This window comes from uncultured Megamonas sp. (assembly GCF_958438645.1).
GTDB lineage: Bacteria > Bacillota > Negativicutes > Selenomonadales > Selenomonadaceae > Megamonas.
This window is the reverse complement of record NZ_CAUBSM010000001.1, coordinates 268,930-293,618: the sequence shown is the minus strand read 5'-3', so window position 1 is coordinate 293,618 and position 24,689 is coordinate 268,930. Positions and strand designations below refer to the sequence as shown.

At 31.8% G+C, this 24,689-nt stretch carries 19 protein-coding genes; 7 read left to right on the top strand and 12 right to left on the bottom strand.

Annotation, left to right across the window (positions count from 1 at the left end; translation table 11 throughout):
• Nucleotides 1-148: 148 nt before the first annotated feature.
• Entirely contained in the window at nt 149-1,735 is a 1,587-nt protein-coding gene (gene serA, locus Q5I67_RS01380) for a phosphoglycerate dehydrogenase (RefSeq protein ID WP_296896320.1), read from the bottom strand.
• A gap of 236 nt (nt 1,736-1,971) precedes the next feature.
• Here serA and Q5I67_RS01375 point away from each other — a divergent pair, with 236 nt between their 5' ends.
• The 6 genes from Q5I67_RS01375 to Q5I67_RS01350 all read left to right on the top strand — a co-directional run bounded on the left by Q5I67_RS01375 (nt 1,972) and on the right by Q5I67_RS01350 (nt 8,331).
• The gene (locus Q5I67_RS01375; RefSeq protein WP_302486136.1) at nt 1,972-3,240 is read left to right on the top strand and encodes a TolC family protein; all 1,269 of its coding nucleotides are present in this window, start codon (nt 1,972-1,974) and stop codon (nt 3,238-3,240) included.
• Entirely contained in the window at nt 3,233-4,357 is a 1,125-nt protein-coding gene (locus Q5I67_RS01370) for an efflux RND transporter periplasmic adaptor subunit (RefSeq protein ID WP_302486135.1), read from the top strand. Before Q5I67_RS01375 ends, Q5I67_RS01370 begins: the two co-directional genes overlap by 8 nt.
• A 17-nt stretch (nt 4,358-4,374) precedes the next feature.
• Complete coding sequence (locus Q5I67_RS01365) at nt 4,375-5,091, top strand: ABC transporter ATP-binding protein (protein ID WP_115151026.1); 717 nt, start codon at nt 4,375-4,377, stop codon at nt 5,089-5,091.
• Complete coding sequence (locus tag Q5I67_RS01360; RefSeq protein ID WP_302486134.1) at nt 5,081-6,304, top strand: ABC transporter permease; 1,224 nt, start codon at nt 5,081-5,083, stop codon at nt 6,302-6,304. The genes Q5I67_RS01365 and Q5I67_RS01360 overlap by 11 nt, the downstream gene beginning before the upstream one ends.
• Nucleotides 6,305-6,441: 137 nt before the next feature.
• Nucleotides 6,442-7,089, top strand: coding sequence for a hypothetical protein (locus Q5I67_RS01355; RefSeq protein WP_302486133.1), 648 nt, complete (start codon nt 6,442-6,444; stop codon nt 7,087-7,089).
• Nucleotides 7,090-7,314: 225 nt separating this feature from the next.
• A complete protein-coding gene (locus Q5I67_RS01350) occupies nt 7,315-8,331 on the top strand; it encodes a Na/Pi cotransporter family protein (protein WP_302486132.1) in 1,017 nt (338 codons plus the stop codon).
• Between the two features lie 56 nt (nt 8,332-8,387).
• Here the strand turns inward: Q5I67_RS01350 and Q5I67_RS01345 are convergent, their stop codons facing one another.
• The 3 genes from Q5I67_RS01345 to Q5I67_RS01335 form a co-directional block, all read right to left on the bottom strand.
• Nucleotides 8,388-9,548: an MFS transporter gene (locus Q5I67_RS01345; RefSeq protein WP_193525981.1), complete on the bottom strand. Its 1,161-nt coding sequence runs from the start codon at nt 9,546-9,548 to the stop codon at nt 8,388-8,390.
• Between the two features lie 128 nt (nt 9,549-9,676).
• On the bottom strand, nt 9,677-10,849 hold the full coding sequence (locus Q5I67_RS01340; protein ID WP_302486131.1) for an FprA family A-type flavoprotein: 1,173 nt from the start codon (nt 10,847-10,849) through the stop codon (nt 9,677-9,679).
• A 108-nt stretch (nt 10,850-10,957) separates the two neighbouring features.
• On the bottom strand, nt 10,958-12,328 hold the full coding sequence (locus Q5I67_RS01335; RefSeq protein WP_302486130.1) for a GDSL-type esterase/lipase family protein: 1,371 nt from the start codon (nt 12,326-12,328) through the stop codon (nt 10,958-10,960).
• A gap of 275 nt (nt 12,329-12,603) precedes the next feature.
• Between Q5I67_RS01335 and rpsT the strand changes: the two genes are divergently transcribed.
• Nucleotides 12,604-12,870, top strand: a complete 267-nt coding sequence (gene rpsT, locus Q5I67_RS01330; RefSeq protein ID WP_018999578.1) for a 30S ribosomal protein S20 — start codon at nt 12,604-12,606, stop codon at nt 12,868-12,870.
• 53 nt (nt 12,871-12,923) lie between these two features.
• Here rpsT and holA read toward each other — a convergent pair whose 3' ends face one another.
• The 8 genes from holA to Q5I67_RS01290 form a co-directional block, all read right to left on the bottom strand.
• Nucleotides 12,924-13,940: a DNA polymerase III subunit delta gene (holA, locus tag Q5I67_RS01325; RefSeq protein WP_302486129.1), complete on the bottom strand. Its 1,017-nt coding sequence runs from the start codon at nt 13,938-13,940 to the stop codon at nt 12,924-12,926.
• A gap of 24 nt (nt 13,941-13,964) precedes the next feature.
• Complete coding sequence (locus Q5I67_RS01320) at nt 13,965-16,274, bottom strand: DNA internalization-related competence protein ComEC/Rec2 (RefSeq protein WP_302486128.1); 2,310 nt, start codon at nt 16,272-16,274, stop codon at nt 13,965-13,967.
• A gap of 134 nt (nt 16,275-16,408) precedes the next feature.
• Nucleotides 16,409-17,002, bottom strand: coding sequence for a ComEA family DNA-binding protein (locus Q5I67_RS01315; RefSeq protein WP_302486127.1), 594 nt, complete (start codon nt 17,000-17,002; stop codon nt 16,409-16,411).
• Between the two features lie 45 nt (nt 17,003-17,047).
• The gene (locus Q5I67_RS01310) at nt 17,048-18,178 is read right to left on the bottom strand and encodes a CDC27 family protein (protein WP_302486126.1); all 1,131 of its coding nucleotides are present in this window, start codon (nt 18,176-18,178) and stop codon (nt 17,048-17,050) included.
• Nucleotides 18,175-18,873 carry a ComF family protein gene (locus tag Q5I67_RS01305; RefSeq protein WP_302486125.1) on the bottom strand — a complete coding sequence of 233 codons (699 nt, stop codon included), beginning with the start codon at nt 18,871-18,873 and terminating at the stop codon, nt 18,175-18,177. The genes Q5I67_RS01310 and Q5I67_RS01305 overlap by 4 nt, the downstream gene beginning before the upstream one ends.
• Before the next feature lie 32 nt (nt 18,874-18,905).
• Nucleotides 18,906-21,071, bottom strand: coding sequence for an ATP-dependent RecD-like DNA helicase (locus Q5I67_RS01300; protein ID WP_302486124.1), 2,166 nt, complete (start codon nt 21,069-21,071; stop codon nt 18,906-18,908).
• Between the two features lie 39 nt (nt 21,072-21,110).
• On the bottom strand, nt 21,111-23,057 hold the full coding sequence (locus tag Q5I67_RS01295) for an ATP-binding cassette domain-containing protein (protein WP_302486123.1): 1,947 nt from the start codon (nt 23,055-23,057) through the stop codon (nt 21,111-21,113).
• Between the two features lie 127 nt (nt 23,058-23,184).
• Entirely contained in the window at nt 23,185-24,642 is a 1,458-nt protein-coding gene (locus tag Q5I67_RS01290; protein WP_302486122.1) for an LCP family protein, read from the bottom strand.
• Between the last annotated feature and the right edge of the window lie 47 nt (nt 24,643-24,689).

Below are 24,689 nucleotides of genomic sequence, written 5' to 3'. Positions count from 1 at the left end.
TAAAATGTCAATAAAAATAGGATAAATATTTGCAATTCTATAATAAATTATTATTTATACTACTTGTTATTTATAGTGATATATAACAATATTTTTAGGTAAAATAGGTAAAAAGGTTCTAAGTTTTTGCTTAGAACCTTTAAGTTTATTAAACTGTATAATAATTTACAAGTTTAGCATCAAAAATGCCATCTAAATTTATAATTTGTTGCATAACAGTATCAGGAATTTCATTATCGATAGTTAAAACCATCATACTAGTACCAGCAATTTTTGTTTTACCAACTTGCATGCCGGAAATATTGATATTAGCATAGCCTAAAAGTGAACCAATAGTACCGATGACACCAGGACGATTGATATGTGGGCAAATGAGAATACGAGCATGTGGATCAACGTCAACACGATAAGAATTGATATTGACGATACGACCTTCTTCACCAAATAATGTGCCTTGGATTGTTTCCGTTTTGCCAGAAGATGTGATGGAAACAGTGATTAAGTTAGCAAAGTTTTCTACTGCTTTATCTTTTATTTCAGTGATTTTTATATTGCGTTCTTTAGCAAGGCTAGGAGCATTTACATAATTTACATTGCTTTCTAAAATAGGATTTAACATACCTTTGATGGCAGCAATAGTAATCATTTTTGTATCAACATCAGCAATTTCACCATTATATTTAATAGTTACTTCACTGATAGGACCATCAGCTAGAGAGCAAGCAGTGCAACCAAGACGTTCAGCTAAGTCTAAATAAGGTTTGATGAATTTCATGGTTTGAGGAGAAACAGGTGCCATATTAACAGCAGTAGAAACTGGTTCTCCATTTAATGCAGCTACAATGCCTTGAGCTACGTCTACAGATACGCCGACTTGAGCTTCTACAGTGGAAGCTCCTAAATGAGGTGTTAAAGTTACACCAGGAAGACCGATTAATGGATGATTTGGATCAATTGGTTCAGATTCAAATACATCGACAGCAGCTCCTGCAACTTGACCTGCTTTAACAGCATCAGCTAAATCCTGTTCATTGATAATACCACCACGAGCACAGTTTATGAGGCGAACACCTTTTTTCATTTTACAAATATTATCTTTGTTAATCATGCCTTTTGTTTTTGGTGTAAGCGGCATATGTACAGTGATAAAATCAGATTTCTCGATTAATTCATCAAAAGAAACTACGTTAATACCTAAGGAATGAGCACGTTCTTCATTTACGTATGGGTCATAACCAATAACATTCATATCGAATGCTAATGCACGAGTAGCTACACCACTACCTATACGACCTAAGCCTATGATACCAAGTGTTTTACCGCGGAGTTCTACACCTGTATATTTTTTTCTATTCCATTCACCATGTTGCATTGTTTCATTAGCAACAGCAATATTTCTTGCCATAGCCATCATCATACCCATTGTATGTTCTGTGGCAGCAATTGTATTTCCTCCAGGAGAATTGATTACCATGATACCATGAGCTGTAGCAGCACTAATATCAATATTATCGGTACCAACACCTGCACGGCCAATAATTTTTAAATTTTTAGCACGTTCAATTACTTCTTTTGTTACTTTAGAAGCACTGCGTACAATCATACCGTCAAAATCAGGAATTATTTCTAAAAGTTCTTCTGCTGGTAATTTGTCTTTAATAACTGTTTCGAAACCAGCTTTTTGTAAAATTTCGATGCCCTTAGGGGAAACACCATCTGCTACTAATATTTTCATATATTTCTCTCTCCTTGATAAAAGTAGAACTAAAAAATACAATTGTGTAATAATATTGTATATCTAAATATTCTATTGTGTTCAATTGAAATCGTCAAGTAGAATTTTTTTAATATAAATTTAATACTATATAGTTATATTTTGTTATACAATAAATACATAAATATATATAATATGATAATAAATATATATTAATTTCCGAAGAAAGGATAATAGCGGTTATGTCCCTAAAAAAAATGAAGAATATATGTATGGTTGTATCTATATGTATGAATGTTGGTATACCTGCTTGTTTAGCAGCGGATTTGTCTATTGATGAAGCTGTAAATATGGCGTTAGCTAATAACAATGATGTAAAAATTGCATATGAAGAAAAAATGGCTGCACAAGCAAATTATGAAGCGACAAAAGGAGCCAATGGTATAAGTATATCTTTAGGAAGTAGTCTATCTGCCAGAGATGGTGCTGATACAAGTTTTGAAAGAAATAATAGTAATAGTATTTCAGCAACAATGCCACTTTATACAGGAAATAAAAATGAATTAAATATTGATAGTAAAAAACTAGAAGTATTTAAAACTGAATTAAATTTAGAACGTGCAGAAGAAACTGTTAAATATGATACTATAAAAGCTTATTTTGATATCTTAGAAGCAAAACAAAATGTAAATATTGAACAAGAATCTGTAGATAATTATGAAAGTCATTTAACAGATGTAAGAAATCTCTATGCTGCAGGTAGTATTCCAAAATCAGATGTATTGCGTTCAGAAGTAGCTTTATCAAATGCACAGCAATCGTTGATTATAGCACAAAATGCTTATGAAATAAATTTAAGTACTTTCCGTAATATTATAAAAATAGACCGAAATGAGCCTATTAATCTAACAGATGATTTTGCATATCAAATTGTAAGAATGTCTTTACCTGAATGTTTGGATTATGCTATGGCTTATCGTAAAGATAGAGTAGTAGGTCAAATAGATGTAGAAATTGCTAAAAATAATATTGAAGTAGCAAAAGCCGGATATTTGCCAACAGTTAATTTATCTGTAAGTACAAGTTGGGATAAACAAGCTTTACCTAGTGGAAATGACCATGATTATCAAGCCGGTGTATCTGCAAATTGGAATATATTTGATAATAATGTAACTAAATCAAATGTAAAATCAGCAGAAGCTAGTTATAATAAAGCAGAATATGCCTTGTCTGATACAGAAGATATGATTGATTTAGAAGTAAGACAAGCTTATTTGAATATGAGAGAAGCAGAAAGAAGATTTAATTCTACATCAATGGCAGTAAAACAAGCAGAAGAAGATTATTTTATTGCTACTGAAAAATATAAAGTAGGTGCAGGTATAATCTTAGATGTAATTGATGCAGAGTTAGCACTTTCACAAGCTAGATTAAACTATGCAAGTGCTCAATATGATTATGCTAGATATAAGGCTAATTTGGAATATGTTATTGGGACACCAAAGGGAGAAACAATAGATGGATAAAGTAAAATTAAAAAAATGGGCAAAAATAATAGTGGTATTAATAGTAGTGATAGCGGCTATTGGTGCTGGTTATAAATATTATATGCAAAAACAAGAAGAAGCAAAAAAACCAGTAGTAAACACAGCTCAAGTACAATATATGAGCATGAAGTCAATTGTTTCTGCGACAGGAACAATAAAACCGGTGGAATCAGTAGAAGTAAGCTCTAAGATTACAGCTCGTGTAAAACAAGTTTTGGTAAAAGAAAATGATACAGTAACGCAAGGACAAACTGTAGCCTTATTAGATGGAAAAGACTATGAAACTCAAAAGGAACAAGCTGAATTTACTTTACAAAATGCAAAGACAATTTATGACAGAACTAATTATTTATATAATATAGGAGCAAAATCTAAAGAAGACTTAGATAATGCTCAATACAATTACGATACAGCACAAAGTAAATTAGAAGAAGCAGAGTCAAATCTATCCGAAACAGTAATAGTGTCACCTATGGATGGAGTTGTAATTGGTGAACCTGTTACAGATGGTACTATGGCGGTACAGGGAAATAGCAATCCTACAGTAATCATGCGTATTGCTGATTTATCAAGAAAACAGATTTTTGCTAAAGTAGATGAAACTGATATTGGTAGCGTAAGAGTTGGGCAAAAGGCAACTTTTACTGTAGATGCATATAATGGTAAGACTTTTACAGCTACTGTATCTAAGATTTCACAAACAGATATGGACAATAGCTGGAATGTAAGTAATTCATCAAGCAGTAGTTCATCTTCATCAGCGGCAGTAATTTATTATAGTGTAACTTTAGATGTAGATGATCCAGAAGGATTGTTGATGCCATCTATGACAGCTCGTGTAGATATTGAAACTGCCAATAAAGATAATGCTCTAGCAGTGCCATTATCAGCATTGAAAACGGATAAACAAGGAACTTATGTAATTGTTATCAAAGATGATGGTTCAACAGAAAATCGCTATGTAGAAACAGGTATATATGGTGATGAGTTTGTAGAAATTATCAACGGTTTGGCTGAAGGTGAAAGTGTAGATGTTACAATGGTTAAAAAAGCAACAAATACAAATCAAAATAGACCAGGGCCACCAATTCACTAAGAAAGGAAAATAGTGATATGAGTGAAACAAGAGAAATTACTATTGAACTTTCAGGAATAAAAAAGATTTATCAGGTAGGAACACAAGAAGTAGCAGCTTTGAATGGTATAGATTTAAAAATCTATAAAGGCGAATTTGCTGCACTTATGGGACCATCTGGTTCAGGTAAATCTACATTGATGAATATATTGGGTTGTTTAGATAGGCCAACATATGGTTCTTATAAATTAGATGGCAAGGAAATCGCCCATTTAAGTGATGATGAGCTTGCTAAAACAAGAAATAAAAAAATAGGCTTTGTATTTCAAAATTTTAATTTATTATCTAAAATAACAGCATTAGATAATGTAGCACTACCTTTAGTTTATGCAGGTGTGGGATTAAAAGAAAGATTAGAAAGGGCACATCATTATTTAAAAGCTGTTGGTCTAGATGATAGAGCAGATCATAAACCAAATGAATTATCAGGTGGTCAAAGACAACGTGTAGCTATTGCTAGAGCTTTAGTCAATGATCCAAGTATTATCATGGCAGATGAACCTACAGGTAATTTAGATACAAAATCAACAAAAGAAATCATGGATATCTTTATCAAATTACATGAAGAAGGGAAGACCATGATTTTAGTAACACATGAACCGGACATCGCGGCTTGTGCTTCACGTCAATTGTTGGTTGTTGATGGTAAGATAACAAAAGATGCAGGCAAGGGGGTAGTAATGGATGTTGTTTAAAGAAACTATACAGATGGCAATATCTGCTTTGTGGGCTAATAAAATGCGTTCATTACTCACTATGCTAGGTATTATAATTGGTGTAGGTGCTGTTATAGCGATGGTTTCTATAGGTATGGGTGTACGAAAGCAAGTAGAAGACTCAATTGCTAGTTTGGGTAGTAATATGTTAATCATCAATGCTAGTGCAACTAAAAATGCAGCAGGTGTTCGTCAGGCTGCAGGTTCAAATGTGCGTTTAAAATTAGAAGATGCCGAAGCTATAAAAAAGAAAATAAAAGATGTAGAATATGTTTCACCACAGGTACAAAGGAATTATCAAATCGTAAATGGTAATCAAAACTGGAATACACAAGTGGTGGGTGTAATACCAGATTATATGTATATTCGTTCCTTGAGTATAGCAAATGGTACGTTCATTACAGAAAAAGATGTTGAAAGTCGTGCTCGTGTAGCAGTTATTGGTACTACAGTAGCGAGCAATTTATTTGGTGAAGATGTAAATCCTGTAGGGAAAAATATTCGTATAAATAATGACCCATTTAAAGTAATAGGTATTTTGGAAAGCAAAGGTCAATCAAGTGTAGGTCAAGACCAAGATGATACAGTAATTGTACCATTAACAACAGCGATGACGCGTATAATGGCTATAGATTATGTACAGCAAATAAGTGTACAAGTAGTATCAGCGGATAAAATGGATTCTGTACAAGCTGAAATTGAAAATTTAATGCGACAACGCCATAAAATTACAGGAGATAAAGAAGATGATTTCACTGTAAGAAATCTGACTAGTATAATGGAAACGATGACTAGTACAAGTACGATGCTTACACTTTTATTAGGTAGTGTAGCTGGCATATCATTATTAGTTGGTGGCATTGGCATTATGAATATCATGATGGTATCTGTAACAGAACGAACGAGAGAAATTGGTATTCGTAAGGCTTTAGGTGCGACATATAATAATATTATGTTTCAGTTTTTAATTGAAGCTGTATTCGTAGGGATTATAGGTGGTTTAATTGGTGTAGGTGTTGGCGTTGGTTTAGCTACGGCGATAGCTCAATTTGGTGGATTTACAACAGTTATTACGATAGAACCAATTCTTATATCATTTATTTTCTCTGTGGGTATAAGTTTATTCTTTGGTATTTATCCAGCGAGAAAAGCTGCAAAATTGGATCCTATTGAAGCACTTCGTTATGAATAATATAAATAAAGGCGAATAATAAAATATTCGTCTTTATTTTTGTAAAAAATTTTTTGATAAAAGGTATTTTTTAGTATTGTAGCGAATTATATAATTATGATATATATTATAGTGATGAATAAAGGGAGGCTATCTAAATGAAAAGATTATTAGTAGTTTTTGTAGTTTTATTAACATTTCAAGCGGTAGCTTTAGCTTCTCCTAAGAATATAGATTTGCGAGAATATCAGCAAGCTACTGGTACAATTAATGTATTGGCAGCACCTTTTAAAGACGATAATTTTTATTTAGCTACATTTAACTTTGATGAGCAAAATAAAGGCAATAAAGTTAATTATTATCAAGGCACTTGTATTGTAGATAAAGAAAATCAGAAAGTATTACAGCCTTTATTAGTAAAAAGAGTTATTGGCAGTGAAGATAAAGTATCAGAAGTTGTGCTAAATAAACGACAGGAAATGCCATATTTACAAAATTTTAGAACAGTACAGACAAACTCAAAGCAACCAAAGATTTATACTGGTGGAGATTCTACAAATATTGTTTTATTGGGCAAATATAAAGTAGTTACTTCAATGGGTACTTTTGATGATTGTATTGGCATTAAAATTTATAATGAAGAAACTGGAGAAGGTATGATTCAGTATTTAGCTAAAGGTTATGGTGTTGTATATTTAGAAGGTGTACAATCTGATGGTAGTAAAGTAGAAATCGCTTACTTGAGTGAAATTAGACCATTAGATGAAGCTCAAATTGAAGAATTTAAAACAAAATACTTTATTTAAGAAAAGAAGTAGATGTAATCGGATTTTCGATTACATCTATTTTTTTATTTAAATAAATAGAATCTCTATATGGATATTATGAAAAAAGATTTTACATAGATTTTACATTTATTTTACTTTTTTCTACTGGAAAGGTAGACTTACTTATTTATATAATTTAAATAGCAATTAAGTAAATTTTATTTTGAAATTATGTGTTAGAAAATTATTTTGGAGGAATACTCAATGAGTGAGGGTTTGAAAATTGCTTTTGAATTATTAGGTGGTTTAGCATTATTTATCTACAGTATGAATATGATGAGCCAGGGTTTACAAAATATGGCTGGAGAGAAAATGCGTTATGTACTTAGCGTATTAACTAAAAATCCAGTTGTAGGTGTATTAGCTGGTGCATTAGTTACATGCGTGTTGCAAAGTTCTAGTGCAACGACTGTAATGGCTATCGGTTTTGTTAGTGCAGGTTTAATGAGATTGCCACAAGCAATTTCCATTATTTTCGGTGCAAATATTGGTACAACAATGACAGCACAGTTAATCGCTTTTAAATTAAGTGATTATATCTGGCCAATAGTATTTATTGGTTTTGTGGTTTATTTCTTTGCTAAAACAGAGAAATTAAAGAATATTGGTCAAACAGTATTTTTCTTTGGATTATTATTTGCAGGAATTGAAATCATGGGTTCTACTATGAAACCACTTGTAAATGCACCGATTTTTACAGAACTTATTGCTAGTGTTCATGATAATCCTATTTTAGGTCTATTATTAGGTACAGTTATGACTGTTATCGTACAGAGTTCTAGTGCTACAATCGCTGTATTACAGAATTTTGCTTCTCAAGCAGGTGTAGATGGCAACAGTATCATCGGACTTCAAGGTGCATTGCCTATTTTATTAGGAGATAATATTGGTACAACGATTACAGCATTATTAGCATCTATTGGTCAATCTAAAAATGCAAAACGTACAGCTGTAGCTCATAGCGTATTCAATATTACAGGAAGTATTTTATTCTTATGTATATTACCATTGTTTACTCAATTTGTAATGTATATTTCTCCAGTTGGCCCAGAAACAGCTGTAATTTCCCGTCAGATTGCTAATGCACATACTTCATTTAATTTAATTAATACATTATTATGGTTGCCACTTATTCCGTTAATGGTAAAAATAGTTTGTTTTATTGTTCCAGATAGAAAACCAGCTCTATCTACAGAACAAGTTAAATCTGAAGCTGTTTAATATAATAAATAATATAAAAAGCGAAGAATTTTTTCTTCGCTTTTTTCTTTGGAATTTTAGTTTATAATATTTTTAACTTTTTGATGGTAAAAGAAAAATCCTATTATAGCTAGTGGTATAGTAAAGAAAAATAGTGGATAGAATAAATATAACGAGAAATGTTCATAAAAGATACCAGCTATGATTGGTCCAAGTGCCATACCTAAGTCTATGCCAATATAAAATGTACTATTAGCTAGACCACGTTTATTTTTAGGTGCTAATAATAAAGCTGTAGATTGACAAACGGAATTGATAATACCTGTTCCACCTGCCATGAATATAGCAGCGATAAGCATATCAAAATTATTTTGCATTGCATGAAGAAAATAGATAGATAGTGAAGCACAAATTATACTAGAGGTAAAAAATATACCGAAAGGAAGTTTGTCAAAGAGACTTTTTAGACTTAGACGGAGTATAAGTAGAGCAATAGCATATGCTGGAAAAAATAAACTTATATGGATATCCAGTTGTTTAGCTTCGACATAAGTTACAAGAAAAGATTGAGTAGCACAATAAGGAATAGCAAACATCATCATGATGAAAGCAATGGGAACTACATTTTTATCAATAATTTCCAATTTAAAATTAGTGTTAGTAGTGATGATAGGTTCATCTTTATCTTTTACAAATTGAATAATTATGATAGAAATTATGGCTGTAAATAGAGCAAGTGAAAATGCTATTGTATAGTTAAAGTTTTGATAGATATATACACCAATAGCTGGAGCAATTGCCATACTTAAAGCGTTCATAGTGCCGTATATACCCATGCCTGAGCCGATTTTTTCTTGGGGCAATAAATCTGACATCCAGGTGGACATACAAGTAGAACATAAGGCAAAGCCAAGACCATTAATAATGCGGGCAATGGCAATGATAAATGAATTAGTAGCCAGTATATAACCTAGACATGAAATTATGATAAAAATTATGCCCCAAAAAGATAATTTATACTTACTAATTTTATCAGCATATATGCCGATGATAGGTCGACTGACTAAAGAGCAAATATTCATAATGCCACCAATCAGCCCCATAGTAGTACCATTGGCACCAAGTGTTTCTGAAAATCCAGCAATAATTGGAGTTATGAGCATAGGACTAGTCATATAAAAAAAGCTAGCAATTAAAATTAAGATAATATCTCTATGTCTTGAATGGGAATTTATCATATAAATATCACCTCTATATATTTTTATAAAGATTAATTATATCATCAATATGTATTATTTTATTCTGGAAATAACAAAAACCTCCAATAGTAGATTTTTATTTAAAACTATTGGAGGTCATTTTTATTTTAAAGTTTTTCAATGATACTATTATAAATATTATCTAAATCTTCTTGTGTTGGTTGATTAGCTATGCGAATCATATCATGGAAGATATTAAGACCAGCTTCTTCAAGTTCTTTTTGTACGAGAGCAATACTTTGTCCACCCCAGCCATAAGAACCAAAAGCTAAAGCCTGTCGATCATTTTTCTTAGGCATTAAACCTTTAAGATAACATAAGAATGAGGCAACATTTGGCATCATACCATTATTTAAAGTTGGAGAACCGACTGCTATATATTTGCTATCGAGGATATCTGTTACGATATCAGAATAGTGATTTGTTTTTAAATCGAAGAATTTAGCAGAAATACCTTTAGCTTGGAATGCTTCGGCTATTGTTTTGGCCATGATTTCTGTAGAATTCCACATACTGTCAAATACTACAACAGCTTTGTGCTCATCAGCTTCAAAGTTACTCCATTTTGTATATAAATCTAAAATATCTTTAATATGTTTACGCCAACTAATGCCATGACCAGTTAAAATCATATTAACATCAAGAGTTGCAATTGTTTTGAGTGCTGTTTGAGCTTGACGACCATAGAGCATTAGAATATTAGCATAGTATTTTTTGGCTTCATGCATTAAAACAGCATAGTCAACTTCATCATCAAAACGTTCATTAGTAGCGAGATGTTGACCAAAACCATCATTAGAGAAAAGAATTTTTTCTTCTGGACAATAAGTAACCATGCTATCTGGCCAATGGAGCATAGGAACTGGAACGAATTTTAATGTACGTTTACCAATATTTATACTGTCGCCAGCTTTTACACCTTGGTAATTATGTTCACCACAGAATTTGGCAATATTCTTTAAGCCATTTGGTTGGCTGACAAAAATAGTAGCATTAGGACATTTTTGAGCGATGGCATCTAAAGAACCAGAATGATCAGCTTCTAAATGATTGCAAACAATATAATCAATTTTTGCTGGGTCGATAATAGAAGAAATACGACTTAAAATTTCATCACTAAAAGTTTTTTTAGTAGCATCAATTAATGTGATTTTTTCATCAAGTATTAAATAGGCATTGTAAGTGCTGCCACGACCAGTTTCGTAGCCATGAAAATTACGAACAGACCAATCAATGGCACCTACCCAGTAAATATCATCACATATTTTAGTAGCTTTCAAGATATTTTCCTCCTGTAAATATGGTTTTATAGAAATTAAAAATCAAGTTGTTTATTTACAGTAATTATTATACAATTTCAAAACTATAATTACAACATATGGATATGCTTATTTGTCAATAAAATGAGAAATATTATCATTTATTTCTTGGGCGTAGATTTTTTTGGCAATTACATCACCATGTAATCCATCCATTGCATATTTTGTAGGAAGGATAGGAGGGCTATTTAAAGCTTTTGCTGTATCGATATGTGGTTGTGTGCGAATGAAATCGTTGACTAAATTTAAATTATATTGCCATACTTCAGAGGTATTTTCATCAAAGACCTTTTTTATATTCTGAGGATTTATAGGAGCTAAAGTGAGCAGTATAGGTGTGATATTATTTTCATAACATTTTTCTTGAATTGTTTTTAAATCATTGATTACGTTTTCGGCAGGCATACCAGCACGAAGGCTATTAGTTCCACCCATGATTAATAAATATTGTGGATGGAATGGCAAGACATCATCATCAAAACGCTGTACCATAGTTTCACTGGTATCTCCGCTACAAGATAAATTAATAGTAGGAAAGTCTAAATAATAAGCATAACTATATGCCCAATCTGCAGGGCCAAAGGATAGATGACCACCTCCATGGCTGATACTATCACCGAAAATACCAATTTTCCAATTATCTTGAGGTTCATTTCTAAATATCTGAGCGTCAGAATAAACGCCAACAGGATTACCATCATCATCTAATCCACGTACACGCCAATAAAAAGTACCAATACGAGGTTTTTCATCGTAAAGTTCGCCACCTGTAATTATTTTGGAGAAAATACGATATTTAGAAGGTGCCGTGCCATTAGGATTTTCAGGGATATTATCAGTTACTTCTACTTCAAATTGAGTAGCATTGGCATTAGGTATAAAAGAATATACAGGATAGAGAAGTGTAGTGCCATTTTTTTCATTATAAATAACATGTGGTATAGGTGTATTCATTTTAGGTGCTTGATTGATAGCATAAAATTCTTCTAAAGCTGAAAATTTAGTGATGGGATTGTGGTCAATATCCATAGAGCGAATACGCCAATAAAGAGGCGTTTTGCCGTCTAAAGCCTTTGGCACTATTTGTGTTAAATCAAGTTGTTTAGCATTTGTATAGACAGAAGCTGTATAATATAAATGTTTAGAAGATAATTCTTCATCATTTAAATCATCAGGAATAGTATCGAATAATTCTAATTCATAATATACAGCATTCAAATCTTCTTTCCATTCTAAAAGTGGCATATTTGTACTAGGTCCTTGTTTGGGATAATGGGATAATGCGGTCAATGGTGCTTCTAGAGAGAGATTTTGAGGCGATGAATTTTCGGTGGAATATTCATCTTGTACATGTGAAATAATGGATTGATTATTTAGCATGGATAGATGCCAACTTAAAGTCATTAAAATTAAGATAATAAATAGGAATGTTTTTTTCATAAATAAAAGCCCTTCGATTTAAATTAAATAATGTAATATAATATTAAGAAATAATTAAAGAAATTATATACCTGAGATTTGACTCCAAGTCAAGAAAAAAATTAAAATTTTTAAATGTTTTTTAAGAAAGACTAGATTTTTTAGAGCTTTATGTGGTACAATATATATCGCGTCTAGCTATTGAATACATAGTATTTAATCTAGCCATCTTGCAAATTGTTTTATAACATGATAAACTATTTTGGTACAATTATAATGATGAAAGGGTGAATTTCTTGCCAAACATTAAATCTTCTATTCTCAGCGTAAAAACAGATGCTATGCGTCGTGCAAAAAATGTTTCTGCTAAATCTGCTATAAAAACTGCTTCTCGTAAAGTTCTTGATGCTGTTGCTGCTGGCAATGCTGAAGAAGCAAAAGCATTACTTGTAATCGCATGCAAAAAAATAGACCAGGCTGCTGCTAACAGATTATTCCATAAAAATTGTGCAGCTCGCCGTAAATCTCGTTTAGCTCGCCGAGTAAACAGCTTAAGCAAATAATTGCTAATCAAAGTAAGGACTGATTTCCAAAAGAAAGCAGTCCTTTTTCGTTTTTAAGAGCAAAATTTTATAAGTAAGTTTTCAATTAAAGCAGGCTCATTAGAGCCTGTTTTTAATTTATAATCAATATCAGCTAATTCAGAAATTGTTTGTTGAATTTTATCTAAACCAAAATTTTGAGCTTGTTTGATGATTTTTTCAGTGATAAATGGATGTAGTTTTAAAATAGAGGCTATTTGCTTTGTAGATTGACCTTCACTAAGATAAATTTTTACATGCCAAAGCTGGTCTATTTGACGAGCTAAGAATTTTAATAAACGCAGTGGATGTATGCCTGCTTGTTGTTGAATGGTAAATAATTCTAAGGCAGTGGCAATATCTTTATTGCCTAAAGCTTCCCAAAGGCGAAAGGTAGAAATCTCAGGAATACTAGAAAAATTATTTTCAAGAAATTGGCGATTGATAAGTGTTTTTTGCGGATAGAGCGTGAGTTTTTGTAATTCTTGGTCTAAAAAACCAAGGGAGATTTTTTCCATGGATTTTATAGCTTCTAAAAAATAAGCATAAGCTTCTCGATCAAAGCGGAGATTTAACTCGCGAAGGCGAGCATTGAGCCAGTCATTGATGTTCCAATAAGCTATAGCTTCACATTCTACTATAGTGCCGAATTTTTCGATAGTTTTAATGAGTTTTCTGCGTTTATCAATTTTGCCTAAGTTATATTGTAAAATCAATATACTATAATCGGGCATATTGGCGATATAATCTAAAAATAATTGTTCATCTTCTTTATCTTTAGCGGACAATCTATCTTGAAATATCTTTAAGTCTTTAGCAATGATGATATTATGTTCACTGAAAAAAGGAGAACTATCTAATGCTTGTAAAATAGCTTTTGTATCAGCTGTACTATCAAAATATTGAACAGCTTCTTTATCGTTTTGTGGATTTAATAAAGTCAGTAATTTTTTGAGATAATTTTCAGCTAAATATAATTCTTCACCAGTGATTAAATAGACTGATTTAAATTGTTTAGTTTGTAATTGTTTTAATGCGTCATTATATTTCATAGGAAATCCTTTGCTTAAAATATATTAATTTAAAAATGTTTTTAAAGAAAAATTATAGCCATCAGTATAAATTACGATAGCCCCCTTTTCATCTGTGCGGAGAATTTTTGTAGGCAGATTATTTAATCTATCGAGAACTTCTTTGCTAGGGTGACCAAAACTATTATATTTGCCTACAGAAATGATAGCTAATTGAGGTCGTATATGTTCTAAAAATTCTTGTGAAGAAGAAGTTTTAGAACCATGATGAGCGACTTTTAAAATTGTAGAGGCTATATTTTTATTTAATAAATATTTTTCCTGTGTTTGCGGTAAATCACCTGTAAATAATACAGAAAAATTGTGATATGTTAATTTTAGTACATTTGAACTATCATTACTAGATTTTAAATTTTCTTTTTCATCATTTTGAAGAAATTGGAAATGAATATCTTCTAAAATAAATGAAGTGTTTTCTTTAGCAATAGTAGCATTTGCAAGTAAAGGACTATTAGGTGGTAATTTTAAAATTTTAGCATATAAATCTTTATCTTCATCAGAGATAATTAAATGATTTACAGGTATTTTTTGCAAAATGGAACTAGCTCCACCACTATGGTCAGCGTCAGCATGGCTTAAAATCAGATAATCTAATTTATTGATACCATAATGACGTAAATAAGGTAAATCTACATATGAGCCGATATCAAAATCAGAATTAATAGAGCCACCTGTATCAATTAAGATGCTATGTTGATGGGGTGTGATGATAAGACAAGCATCACCTTGACCTACGTCAATAAAGTGTATTTGTAGGGGAGAAGGTTTTATCATTAAATAACCAGAAAAAATAATCAGGCTAATGCTACAGATATAAGTGATAAATTTATATTTTTGTAAAAGTGAATATAAATATCTGCGAATTTTGATGTTTAAAATTATAAAAATAAGGGAATAATAAATTAAAATAGCTGGAAAATTTAATGGCGGTACATAAATACTAGCAAAGGGAATTTTGGTGAGTAAAAAAGTTGCTTCATTGCTTATGTTTAAGATTAAGCTGGCAAAAATAAATAAAATTTTAGCGATAAAGGGAAAAATAAAGCCTAAGATGAAGGCGATTAAACCCAAGATGATAAGAATTTCCAATAGGGGAATAATGATTAAATTGGCTAATAGAGAGCTAAGAGATAAACTGGTGAAATACCAAACGATAATAGGAAAAGCAAAGATTTGAGCACTCATGGTTAAAGCTAGATTATCTGTTAATAGTGGAGGCATTTTTAATTTATTTAATTTAGAGCGTAATATGGGCATTAAATAGACAAGACCAGCTGTAGAGGCAAATGAAAGCTGAAAACTTATATTGAATAATAATAGAGGATCAAAGAGCAATAAAATCAAAGCGATGATACTCAATAAATGTTGAGCCGTAGATTTTTCCTCAAGATATAGAGCAATAATACTAAGCAAGCCCATTATGCTAGCACGCACAACAGGTACATTAGCACCGCATAAAATGGTATAAAAAATAATGAGGATTAATAATAAGATTAGATTTAAAAAGCGAGGTAGATGTAAAAATTTACCTAAAGATAATAAAAATAGAGAAATCAAGCTGATATGAGAGCCTGATACGGAAAGAATATGAATAATACCAGTGATGGAATAAGCTTCTAAGATATTTTTTTCGATATTATTATACCCACCAAACAGCATAGCAAAAATCATATTAGCATCATTTTCAGGCATTGTTTGATACATAGATTGCAAAAAAGATTGCTCGATTTGATAGCAAAATTCTTGAAGCGAGAATTTATCAGATGTATTTAATATTTTTAAATTTTGTTTGCCAATGGAAAAAGTAGCATAGATACCTTCTTCTTGGGCAGAAAGCTCACGATCGACTAAATTGGGATTGTGATAATTTTGGATTAGGCGGATAGTACCTGTGGCAGAAATTGTATCATTGATTTTAGCAAGATTATCTAGATTTTTTTGCTTTTGATAGAGATAAACTTTTCCTGTAGTAGGCTTTTCTTCCTTTTGCTTGATGGATTTAGTATCAACAACATATGTTAAATGATATATACCAGCACTGTCTTGGCGGATTTTAGGCATTTGGCAGATAATGCCAGTTAAAGTAATTTCTTGATTATCATAATTTTTTATATTGTTGTCGGCAATGAAGGTAAAAGAGAGATAACGCATCACACCTAAAAGGAAAAATAAAATAAGATATAATAAAAATGTAAGTTTATGTTTACGCAAAGTAAAATAGAAGGCTAGTATTAGATTTACTATAATTAAACAAAAAAGGTGTGTATATGACTTAGAAATTTCAGGGGATTTCATCGTCATATACACACCTAAGCTGTAGAACAGAATTATAAAGTTAATAAAAAGTAAGGGCGATTGCCCATAATGTATTTTAATCATAATATGCCTTCTTAAAAATAAAATAAATCATTTGTTAGATTTAAAAGATTTTAAGTACAAATTTTATCTTGCATTTTGTTAAATTTAGCTTCACCGATACCTTTGACATTTTTGATATCTTCGATAGAAGAAAAATTGCCATGTTCTTGGCGGTAATCAATGATTTTTTGAGCAGTTGCAGGGCCAATTCCAGGTAAAGTATCTAAATCTTCTTTTGTTGCAGTATTTATATTGATTAAATTAGAAGATGAATTATTATTACTAGGAATGTTGGAATTAGTATCATTTACCTGTTCATTAGAATTGTTGACAGGTGTTTTACTGCTCACTTGAATTTGCATACCATCAGTTACTTTTTGAGCTAAATTGATTTTAGTTTTATCTGCAAGTGGTGTAAAATCGCCACAGGCTTTGATTGCATCAGCAATGCGACTATCACTGGGCAATTCAATTAAACCGGGGGAATTGACTTCGCCGGAGACATAGACAGTGATTGTAGTATCTTCTTGATTGTTTTGAGTCTGTGTTTGCGTATTATCGGTGATAATAGGAGTAGTATCTTCTTGTGTGTACAGATAATAAAAAGTTGAAATACTAGCAAATAGAGCGATGCAAAATAAAATAAGTAGCGATTTTTTATACATAGGCATATAAATCATTCTTTCTGATTATAAAAGCAAAAGAAAATATTAATTTTTTAAATCTTGGCATTTAGTGATTAAATCAAGTACAGCGAAATCTTTATGTTTAATATCTTTTAATACTACTAAGGCGTTTGGATATTCGCCATTTTGACAAAGTAGATAGCCAAGATTTTTTAAGATGAAATCATTTTCATCATCTAAAAGTAAAGCTTGACGTAATAAGAAAATAGCTGATTGCAGATTATTGTGTGTGCGGAAAATATCAGCTAGATAATTAAATAGCCAAAGTTTTTTCTTATAAGATAAGACTTGAGACATGATGCATTGGCTCACTTGTTCGCAAGGTGTGGTTAAAATAGTAGAGATATTTTCTTTATTAGCTATTTGCATATCCCAAATTTGATTGATTGTATTTTGTAGGGCTGGATTTATATTGGTATTAGTATCAGGCATGATGACTCCTTTTGCACTATTGATAACAGTGGATTGATGAACAGTTAAATCTTGAGTAACAGAATTTTTTTGCTTTTGTGTCTTTAAGGATTGTCTACGCTTTTTTTGGTAAATATTTAGATTAGGACAGCGACGCATTAATTTATCAGCTTTAAATATTTTTTTGAGTTTTTCAATAATCATATCCAAAAGTTGATAGTCTTTTTCATCGTTTAAAGTAGATTTATTAGATAATAGACGATTTAGTGTGGTTAAAGCTTCTTCTTTTTTTCCATGAGCCAATAAGAGTTGGATTTCTAAAAGTAGATTACGACAATCTTGAGGAAACTGTGTTTTAAATTTTTGTATCCAATTGAAAGCTCGTTCATAATCATGTAAGCATAAATAAGTATCAGCTAATTCGTAGATTATATCATTATCTACATTATCTTTTTCAAATAGTATTTGAATATGAGATAGTGCTTCTTCATATTGCTTTTGGTGTTTAAATTGATGTATTTTTGAAAGAAATTCAATTTTTTGTTTTTCTTTAGGAGAAATCTCATTTTTTATATTTGATGTAGATGATGATGGAGAATTTTTTGAAGAAGTTTTTGCTATATTTATATTTTGTTTTGGAGTAGATGATGGATAGAGATTTTTAAATACTGAATAAGAAATATCAGCAGATGAGGTCGGTTGAGTAAAAGAGGTTTGTTGAAACCATTTTGGACGTTTTTTCAAAAAAATACCTCCTTTGAAGAGTTTATAGGTAAAGTGATATTGGCTTGACTAGCTAATACTAAACCGCTTACAGTTTTAGCACCGTGATTTTTTAAAACCATAGCACAATTTTTCAGCGTACTGCCTGTGGTGAATATGTCATCAATCAATAGACATTTGCGATTTTTTACATCAACATAATCTTTTAACGTAAAAGCGTTGGCTAAATTTTCTTGACGTTCATGGCGGAGTAATTGATACTGCGATTTAGTTTGTTTTGTACGCTCAAGAATATCGCAATAATTAAAATGATGTTGATCAATCCATGGTTTAAAAATTTTTTCAACTTGATTAAAACCACGTTTTTTTAATTTATTTTTGTGTAGGGGTACTGGGATTATCATATCATAAGTGGAAAAATCCCAGTCTTTATCTAAATATGAAAATAATGGTTTTAAATAAGCTAAAGTGGCAAATTTATTTTGATATTTTAATTCGTGAATTAAATTCTTAAGTCCTTTATCGTATTTACCTATAGCTATAATAGGTGAAATATATTGCCGAATATCTTTATCATAAGCTAGATTTTCATTGCGGATAATTTCTTCTAAACAAGAAGGACACCACATACCTTTTTGTTCTACATAGGCATTACAAGAAGGACAATGGCTAGGAAATAGAAATTGCATAATAGCTTGATAGATATTATTTAACATGATAAAGAACTCTTTTCTAAAAATAAAATAGCTTAAATTAATTTATGGGCTAAACGTTCAGCAAGCAGTGTATATCTTTTTTGTGTTCGATTGCTTTGAATAGCAGTCATCAATGCTTTTTTCGAGCCAATGATGATGACTTTTTGCTTTGCTCTGGTGATAGCCGTATAGAGTAAATTTCGTTGAAGCATGATGTAGTGGCTAGTTGATAGAGGGATGATGACTACTTTATATTCACTGCCTTGACTTTTATGCACACTTGAGGCATAAGCTAGAGTTAATTCGTTCAGTTCATTTTTTTCATAGGTAACGATATGGTCAAAATAATCTACAGTTAATTTTTCGTTGTTGATATCTTTGATAAAACCAATATCGCCATTAAATACGTTTTTTTGGTAGTTATTGCGAATATGCATGACTTTATCGCCAACGCGGAATGTTTGTGAAGAATATTTTAATTCATCTTGATTTTTTTTAGGATTTAATTGTTCTTGAAGCATTAGATTTAAATTTTCTACGCCACATAAAAAGCGATGCATAGGAGATAAAACTTGTACGTCTTTCAGAACATCAAAACCTTCATGAGGTAAATCTTTAGTACATAAATCAAGGATTTTTTGTGTAATGGAAGTATCATCATTTAATTCATAAAAGACAAAATCGCTGTATTGTTTACGAAGGTCAGGTAATCTACCAGCGTTTATGATATGTGCATTTTGGATAATCATGCTTGTTTGAGCTTGGCGGAAAATCTCATCTAAGCGAATGGCAGGGATTTTTTGCGAACGGATGATATCTTTAAGCACAGAGCCAGGGCCTACAGCAGGGAGTTGGTCTGTATCACCGACTAAGATGATGCGACAACCATCTGGTACGGCATTCAGAAAATGGTGCATGAGGACTATATCCACCATAGAAACTTCATCTAAGATGATGACGTCAGCATCTAATTGATCATCAATATCTTTGCTAAAACCTAATTGTAAATTATCATCTTGAGCTAAATTATTTGCTTCTAATAAACGATGAATAGTCAAAGCTTTTTGCCCTGTTGTTTCGCTTAAGCGTTTTGCAGCTCGTCCAGTTGGTGCTGCTAAGCGAATTTTTAATCCTTGGGCTTTTAATATGGATAAGATACCTTTGATTACAGTCGTTTTACCAGTACCAGGACCACCAGTGAGTACTAAAACTCCATGATGAAGACAAGCTTTGATGGCTTCTTTTTGTTTTTGTGCAAGTTGGATTTGATTGTCTTTTTCCCATACTTTGATAAATAAAGAAAGATTATCTTCTGATAAAGGCTCAGTTGCTTGATGTAATTGAAGTAAACGTGTAGCGACTTTTTTTTCAGCATAATAAAGGTATGGCGGATAAATTAAAGTTTCTCCACCGACTATTTCAGTATTTAAAGAGCCATTATCAATGCGTTCTTTTAAAATAGTGAAGATAATTTGATTATTTACTTGCAATATTTTTGCTGTTTTATCGACAAGAGCCATTTCAGGTATACAGCAATGACCATTGTTGCAAAGTTGCATTAAAGCATAATCTATGCCTGAGATTATGCGTCGTTTATCATCTCTTTGTATGCCAAGATTAAAAGCGAGTTTATCAGCTGTTAAAAAGCCTATACCTTCGATATCTTGAAATAAGCGATAAATATCTTTTTCCATGATATCTATCGCAAAAGAACCATATTTAGCAAAGATTTTACCTGCATAAGTATTGGATATACCATGATTTTCTAGCCAAACCATGATTTCAGTGAGTTCGCTTTGTTCAAGATAAGAAGCGGATATTTTTTCTGCTGTTTTTTTGCCAATACCAGGAACTTTTAATAATTCATTTGGTGATTTAGCAATTATTTCTAAAGTTTTTTCGCCAAATTCAGCGACTATTTTCTTTGCCATGGCGGGGCCAATGCCGTTGATCGCTCCAGAAGCTAAGAATTTTTCAATGCCGGATATTTCTGTAGGGGCAACAGTTTTGTAAGTCGTAGCTTTAAATTGTTGCCCAAATTTAGGGTGCTTTACCCATTCTCCTTCGATTTCCAATAGTTGCCCAATTAGCGGAGCCATGCCATTTAGGGTAACTGTTATCTGTGTAGAAAGTTTTTCTGGTGATAATTTTAAAACAGTGAAGCGATTATCTTGACTGGCAAAAATAATCGTATCGACTGTTCCACATATTTTTTCCATAAGTAAAGCCTTTCTATTATTTATGATAAATTTATTATTTTATGCTTTATTTGCTAATTCTTCGGTTAATTTATCCCATTCGATATATTTTTCTTCTAGTTCTTGTTCTTTTTGAGCATAAGCTGTAGCTATTTCATGACTTTTATTAGGATCTGCTTGCAATGCTGGATCATTCATTTGATATTCTAAGCCTTTTAATTCAGCTTCAAACATAGCGATAGTAGCTTCGCAACGCTGTATCATCATGGTTAATTTTTCACTGCTCATAGCAGATGCTACATGTGCATTTTTAGGTTTGGCTTTTTCTTGTTTTGCTTTAGGAGTAGCTTTATTTTCAGTACTAGCTTTTTTATTTGGAGTTTCTTGATTGGCTTCAAGTTCTTTTTGCATTTCTAATTTTTTTTCACGGTAATAGCTATAATTTCCATTATACTCTGTTAAATGTCCGTTTTCTAATTCACAAGTGAAGTTAGTGACTTTATCTAAGAAATAACGGTCATGGGAAACGACGATAAATGTACCAGGGAAAGCCATCATCGCTTCTTCAATAGCTTCTTTAGCAGGAATATCCAAATGGTTTGTAGGTTCGTCCATTACGAGGAAATTTGCACCAGTTAACATCAATTTTAATAAAGCCAAGCGAGATTTTTCTCCACCGGATAAATCGCCGATTAATTTATAAATATCATCGCCTTTGAATAGGAAAGCACCTAGACAGTGGCGAGCCTGTTCATCATTTAAACCAAATGAAGATAAGATTTCATCAAAAACAGTATTGCTAGGGCAAAGACCTTCATGTTGCTGGGAATAATAGCCGATTTTTACACGACTGCCGATTTTAATATTTCCTGTAGGAGATTGTAATTCGCCTAAAAGTAATCTCAATAAAGTTGTTTTACCAGCACCATTAGGGCCTACAATAGCAACACCATCACCTTTGCGAATTAATAATGATAGATGTTCAAAGATTTTATGATCGCCGAAACTAACAGATACATCATCAAGTTCAGCTACACGTTGAGCACATTCTTCTGGTTTATGGAACATAAAATAATTGAAACCTGATTTTTGTGGCGGTAAAATAATGCGTTCTAAACGTTGTAATTGTTTTTCACGTCCTCTAGCTTGTTTGGCTTTGACACCTGCTTTATAACGACGAATATATTCTTCTGTTTCGCGGATATGTTCTTGCTGTTTAGCATAGGCAGATTCTAGGGCAGCTCGTCTTTGAGCTTTTACTTTCATGGCAGTAGAATAATTGCCATCATATAAAACAGTTGTTTTATTTTCTAAATCTAAAATCTTAGTGGCAACTTTATCTAAGAAAAAGCGGTCATGAGAAATTAAAAGTACGCCACCTTTATAATTGCTTAAAAAACCTTCGAGCCATTCAATCATTTCAATATCTAGATGGTTCGTTGGTTCATCTAAAAAGAGAAAATCTGGTTCACGAAGTAAAGCTTTAGCTAGACAAATGCGAGTGCGTTGACCACCTGAAAATAATGTTGGATTTTTGGGAAAATCTTCTTCACTAAAGCCAAGACCAAAGGCAACGCGACGAAGACGGCTTTCATAATCGTATCCGCCTAATTGTTCGAATTTATCAGAAATACGGCTATATTCCTTCATTAAGTCTTCAAGTTTATCATCATCATCTAAATTTTCGATTTGCTTTTCTAATGTAGTTTTTTTCTGTCCGAGAGCGATAATATCAGCAAAAGCAGATAAGAGTTCATCATATAAATTATCATGAGTGAAATCTGACTGCTGTTGCATATAGCCGATGGTATCTACACTATCAATACTGATATGCCCTGTATCATATTCTTCAATACCTAAAAGACATTTCATTAAAGTGGATTTACCAGCACCGTTAGGGCCAACAAAACCAATCTTATCGCCACGAGCTACATCAAAAGTAACATTGTGAAATAATTCTTCTATGCCAAAGGATTTTCCTAAATCTTGAATGCGTAAAATTCCCAAAATAACACTTCCTTTATAATTTATAACTGTGTAATATAATTTAATTTTTAAATTTTAGATTTATAGACCTAGATAAATTAAATCTTGCTACCCTATAAAGATGTAGCAAGATTTAATCTAAAATAATTTAATTTTGTTTTTGGTAATCTAAACCAATATTGACAGTTGCTTGTCCAGAGCTTCCTCCAGACATAATAGTACAAGTGAATGGCATACCGTAGAAGCAATCCAATTCATTTTCATTAGCCATGATAGTAGTATGTTCTCGAGAAGAAGTATTACCTGTTTCAACACTGGAAATTTTAAATCCTTTGTGTTTTAAAATATCGGCAACTTCGGCACCAGCACCATTGATACCACTAGAATTTATGACTAGAACAGTTATATCTTCATTTTTTACAGGTTCAACTTTTTCTTGAGTAGTAGATTTTTCTTCGGTTGAAGAAGTTTCTGTTGTATTATCACCCATTTTTAAACCTTTAGGCAAAGATTTTTCATATGCTTTTATGGTTGCTTCTGTATCTTTTTGAGCTGTTTCGTTTAAAGTAATTCCCATATTGTTAGCAATTAAATTTCTAGTTTTAGCAATGTCTGGTATCCAATAACTAATATCTTTGATATATGCAGGTTGCCCCGGAACCATATCGGAAGATAATCCATTTTGTTGGATTGTAGGCAAACTGGATATTAGGCTAATCATTTCATTTAATGGCATATTAGTTTGGATAGCAGAAGAAATATTGCTCATAATATCAGGTAATTTAGGTAAGACAGATGGAGATATTGCTTGAGCAAGAAAAGCTTTCATAAATTTTTGTTGGCGATTTATACGACCAATATCGCCTTCACCATCACGATAACGTACATATTGAATAGCTGTTTTACCATTTAAATGCTGGAGTCCTGGCTGTAAATCAATTATAAGTCCCCCGTTATCATCCCAAGGATCTTCATAGTACATACGTTTTTCTACATCAATATCTACACCACCTACGGCATCAATGATTTTTTCAAAAGCTTGGATATCTATAAGAACATAATAATTAATCGGTACATTTAAAAATGATTCCACTACTTTTTGCGTAAGCTCATGACCACCATAAGCGTAAGCGTGATTTATTTTGTCATAATCATTTTTTTCGATATGTACTCTAGTATCACGTGGCAAAGATAATAAGGAAGCTTTTTGTTCATTTGGATTATATGTTAAAACCATTAATGTATCACTGCGACCGACATCATCAGCACGTCTATCTACACCCATGATCATGATATTTAAAGCATTAGTTTGATTTGAAGTTACAGTTGGTGGATTATCAGAGGAAGAATCATAATTAGCAAAAACAATTCCAGCAATTATCAATAGTAAAATAATAATTAAAGCAATGAGTCGATTATAATTTTTTTTCTTTTTATAAATTTTTTGAGGTGGAGGAGGTAAAGGTGGTTCATTTTTTTCTCGCCAATCTCTACTAACCCAATCTGGAGTGTTCAGATTATCTATATCATTATCTGTTGTTTTATTTTTTTTAGTATTGTTATTAGTTGTATTTTGTGTATTTTTGTCATCTATTTTATTTTCCAAAATAAAAACTCCTATATTCACTTAAATTATGCAATATACTAACTAAG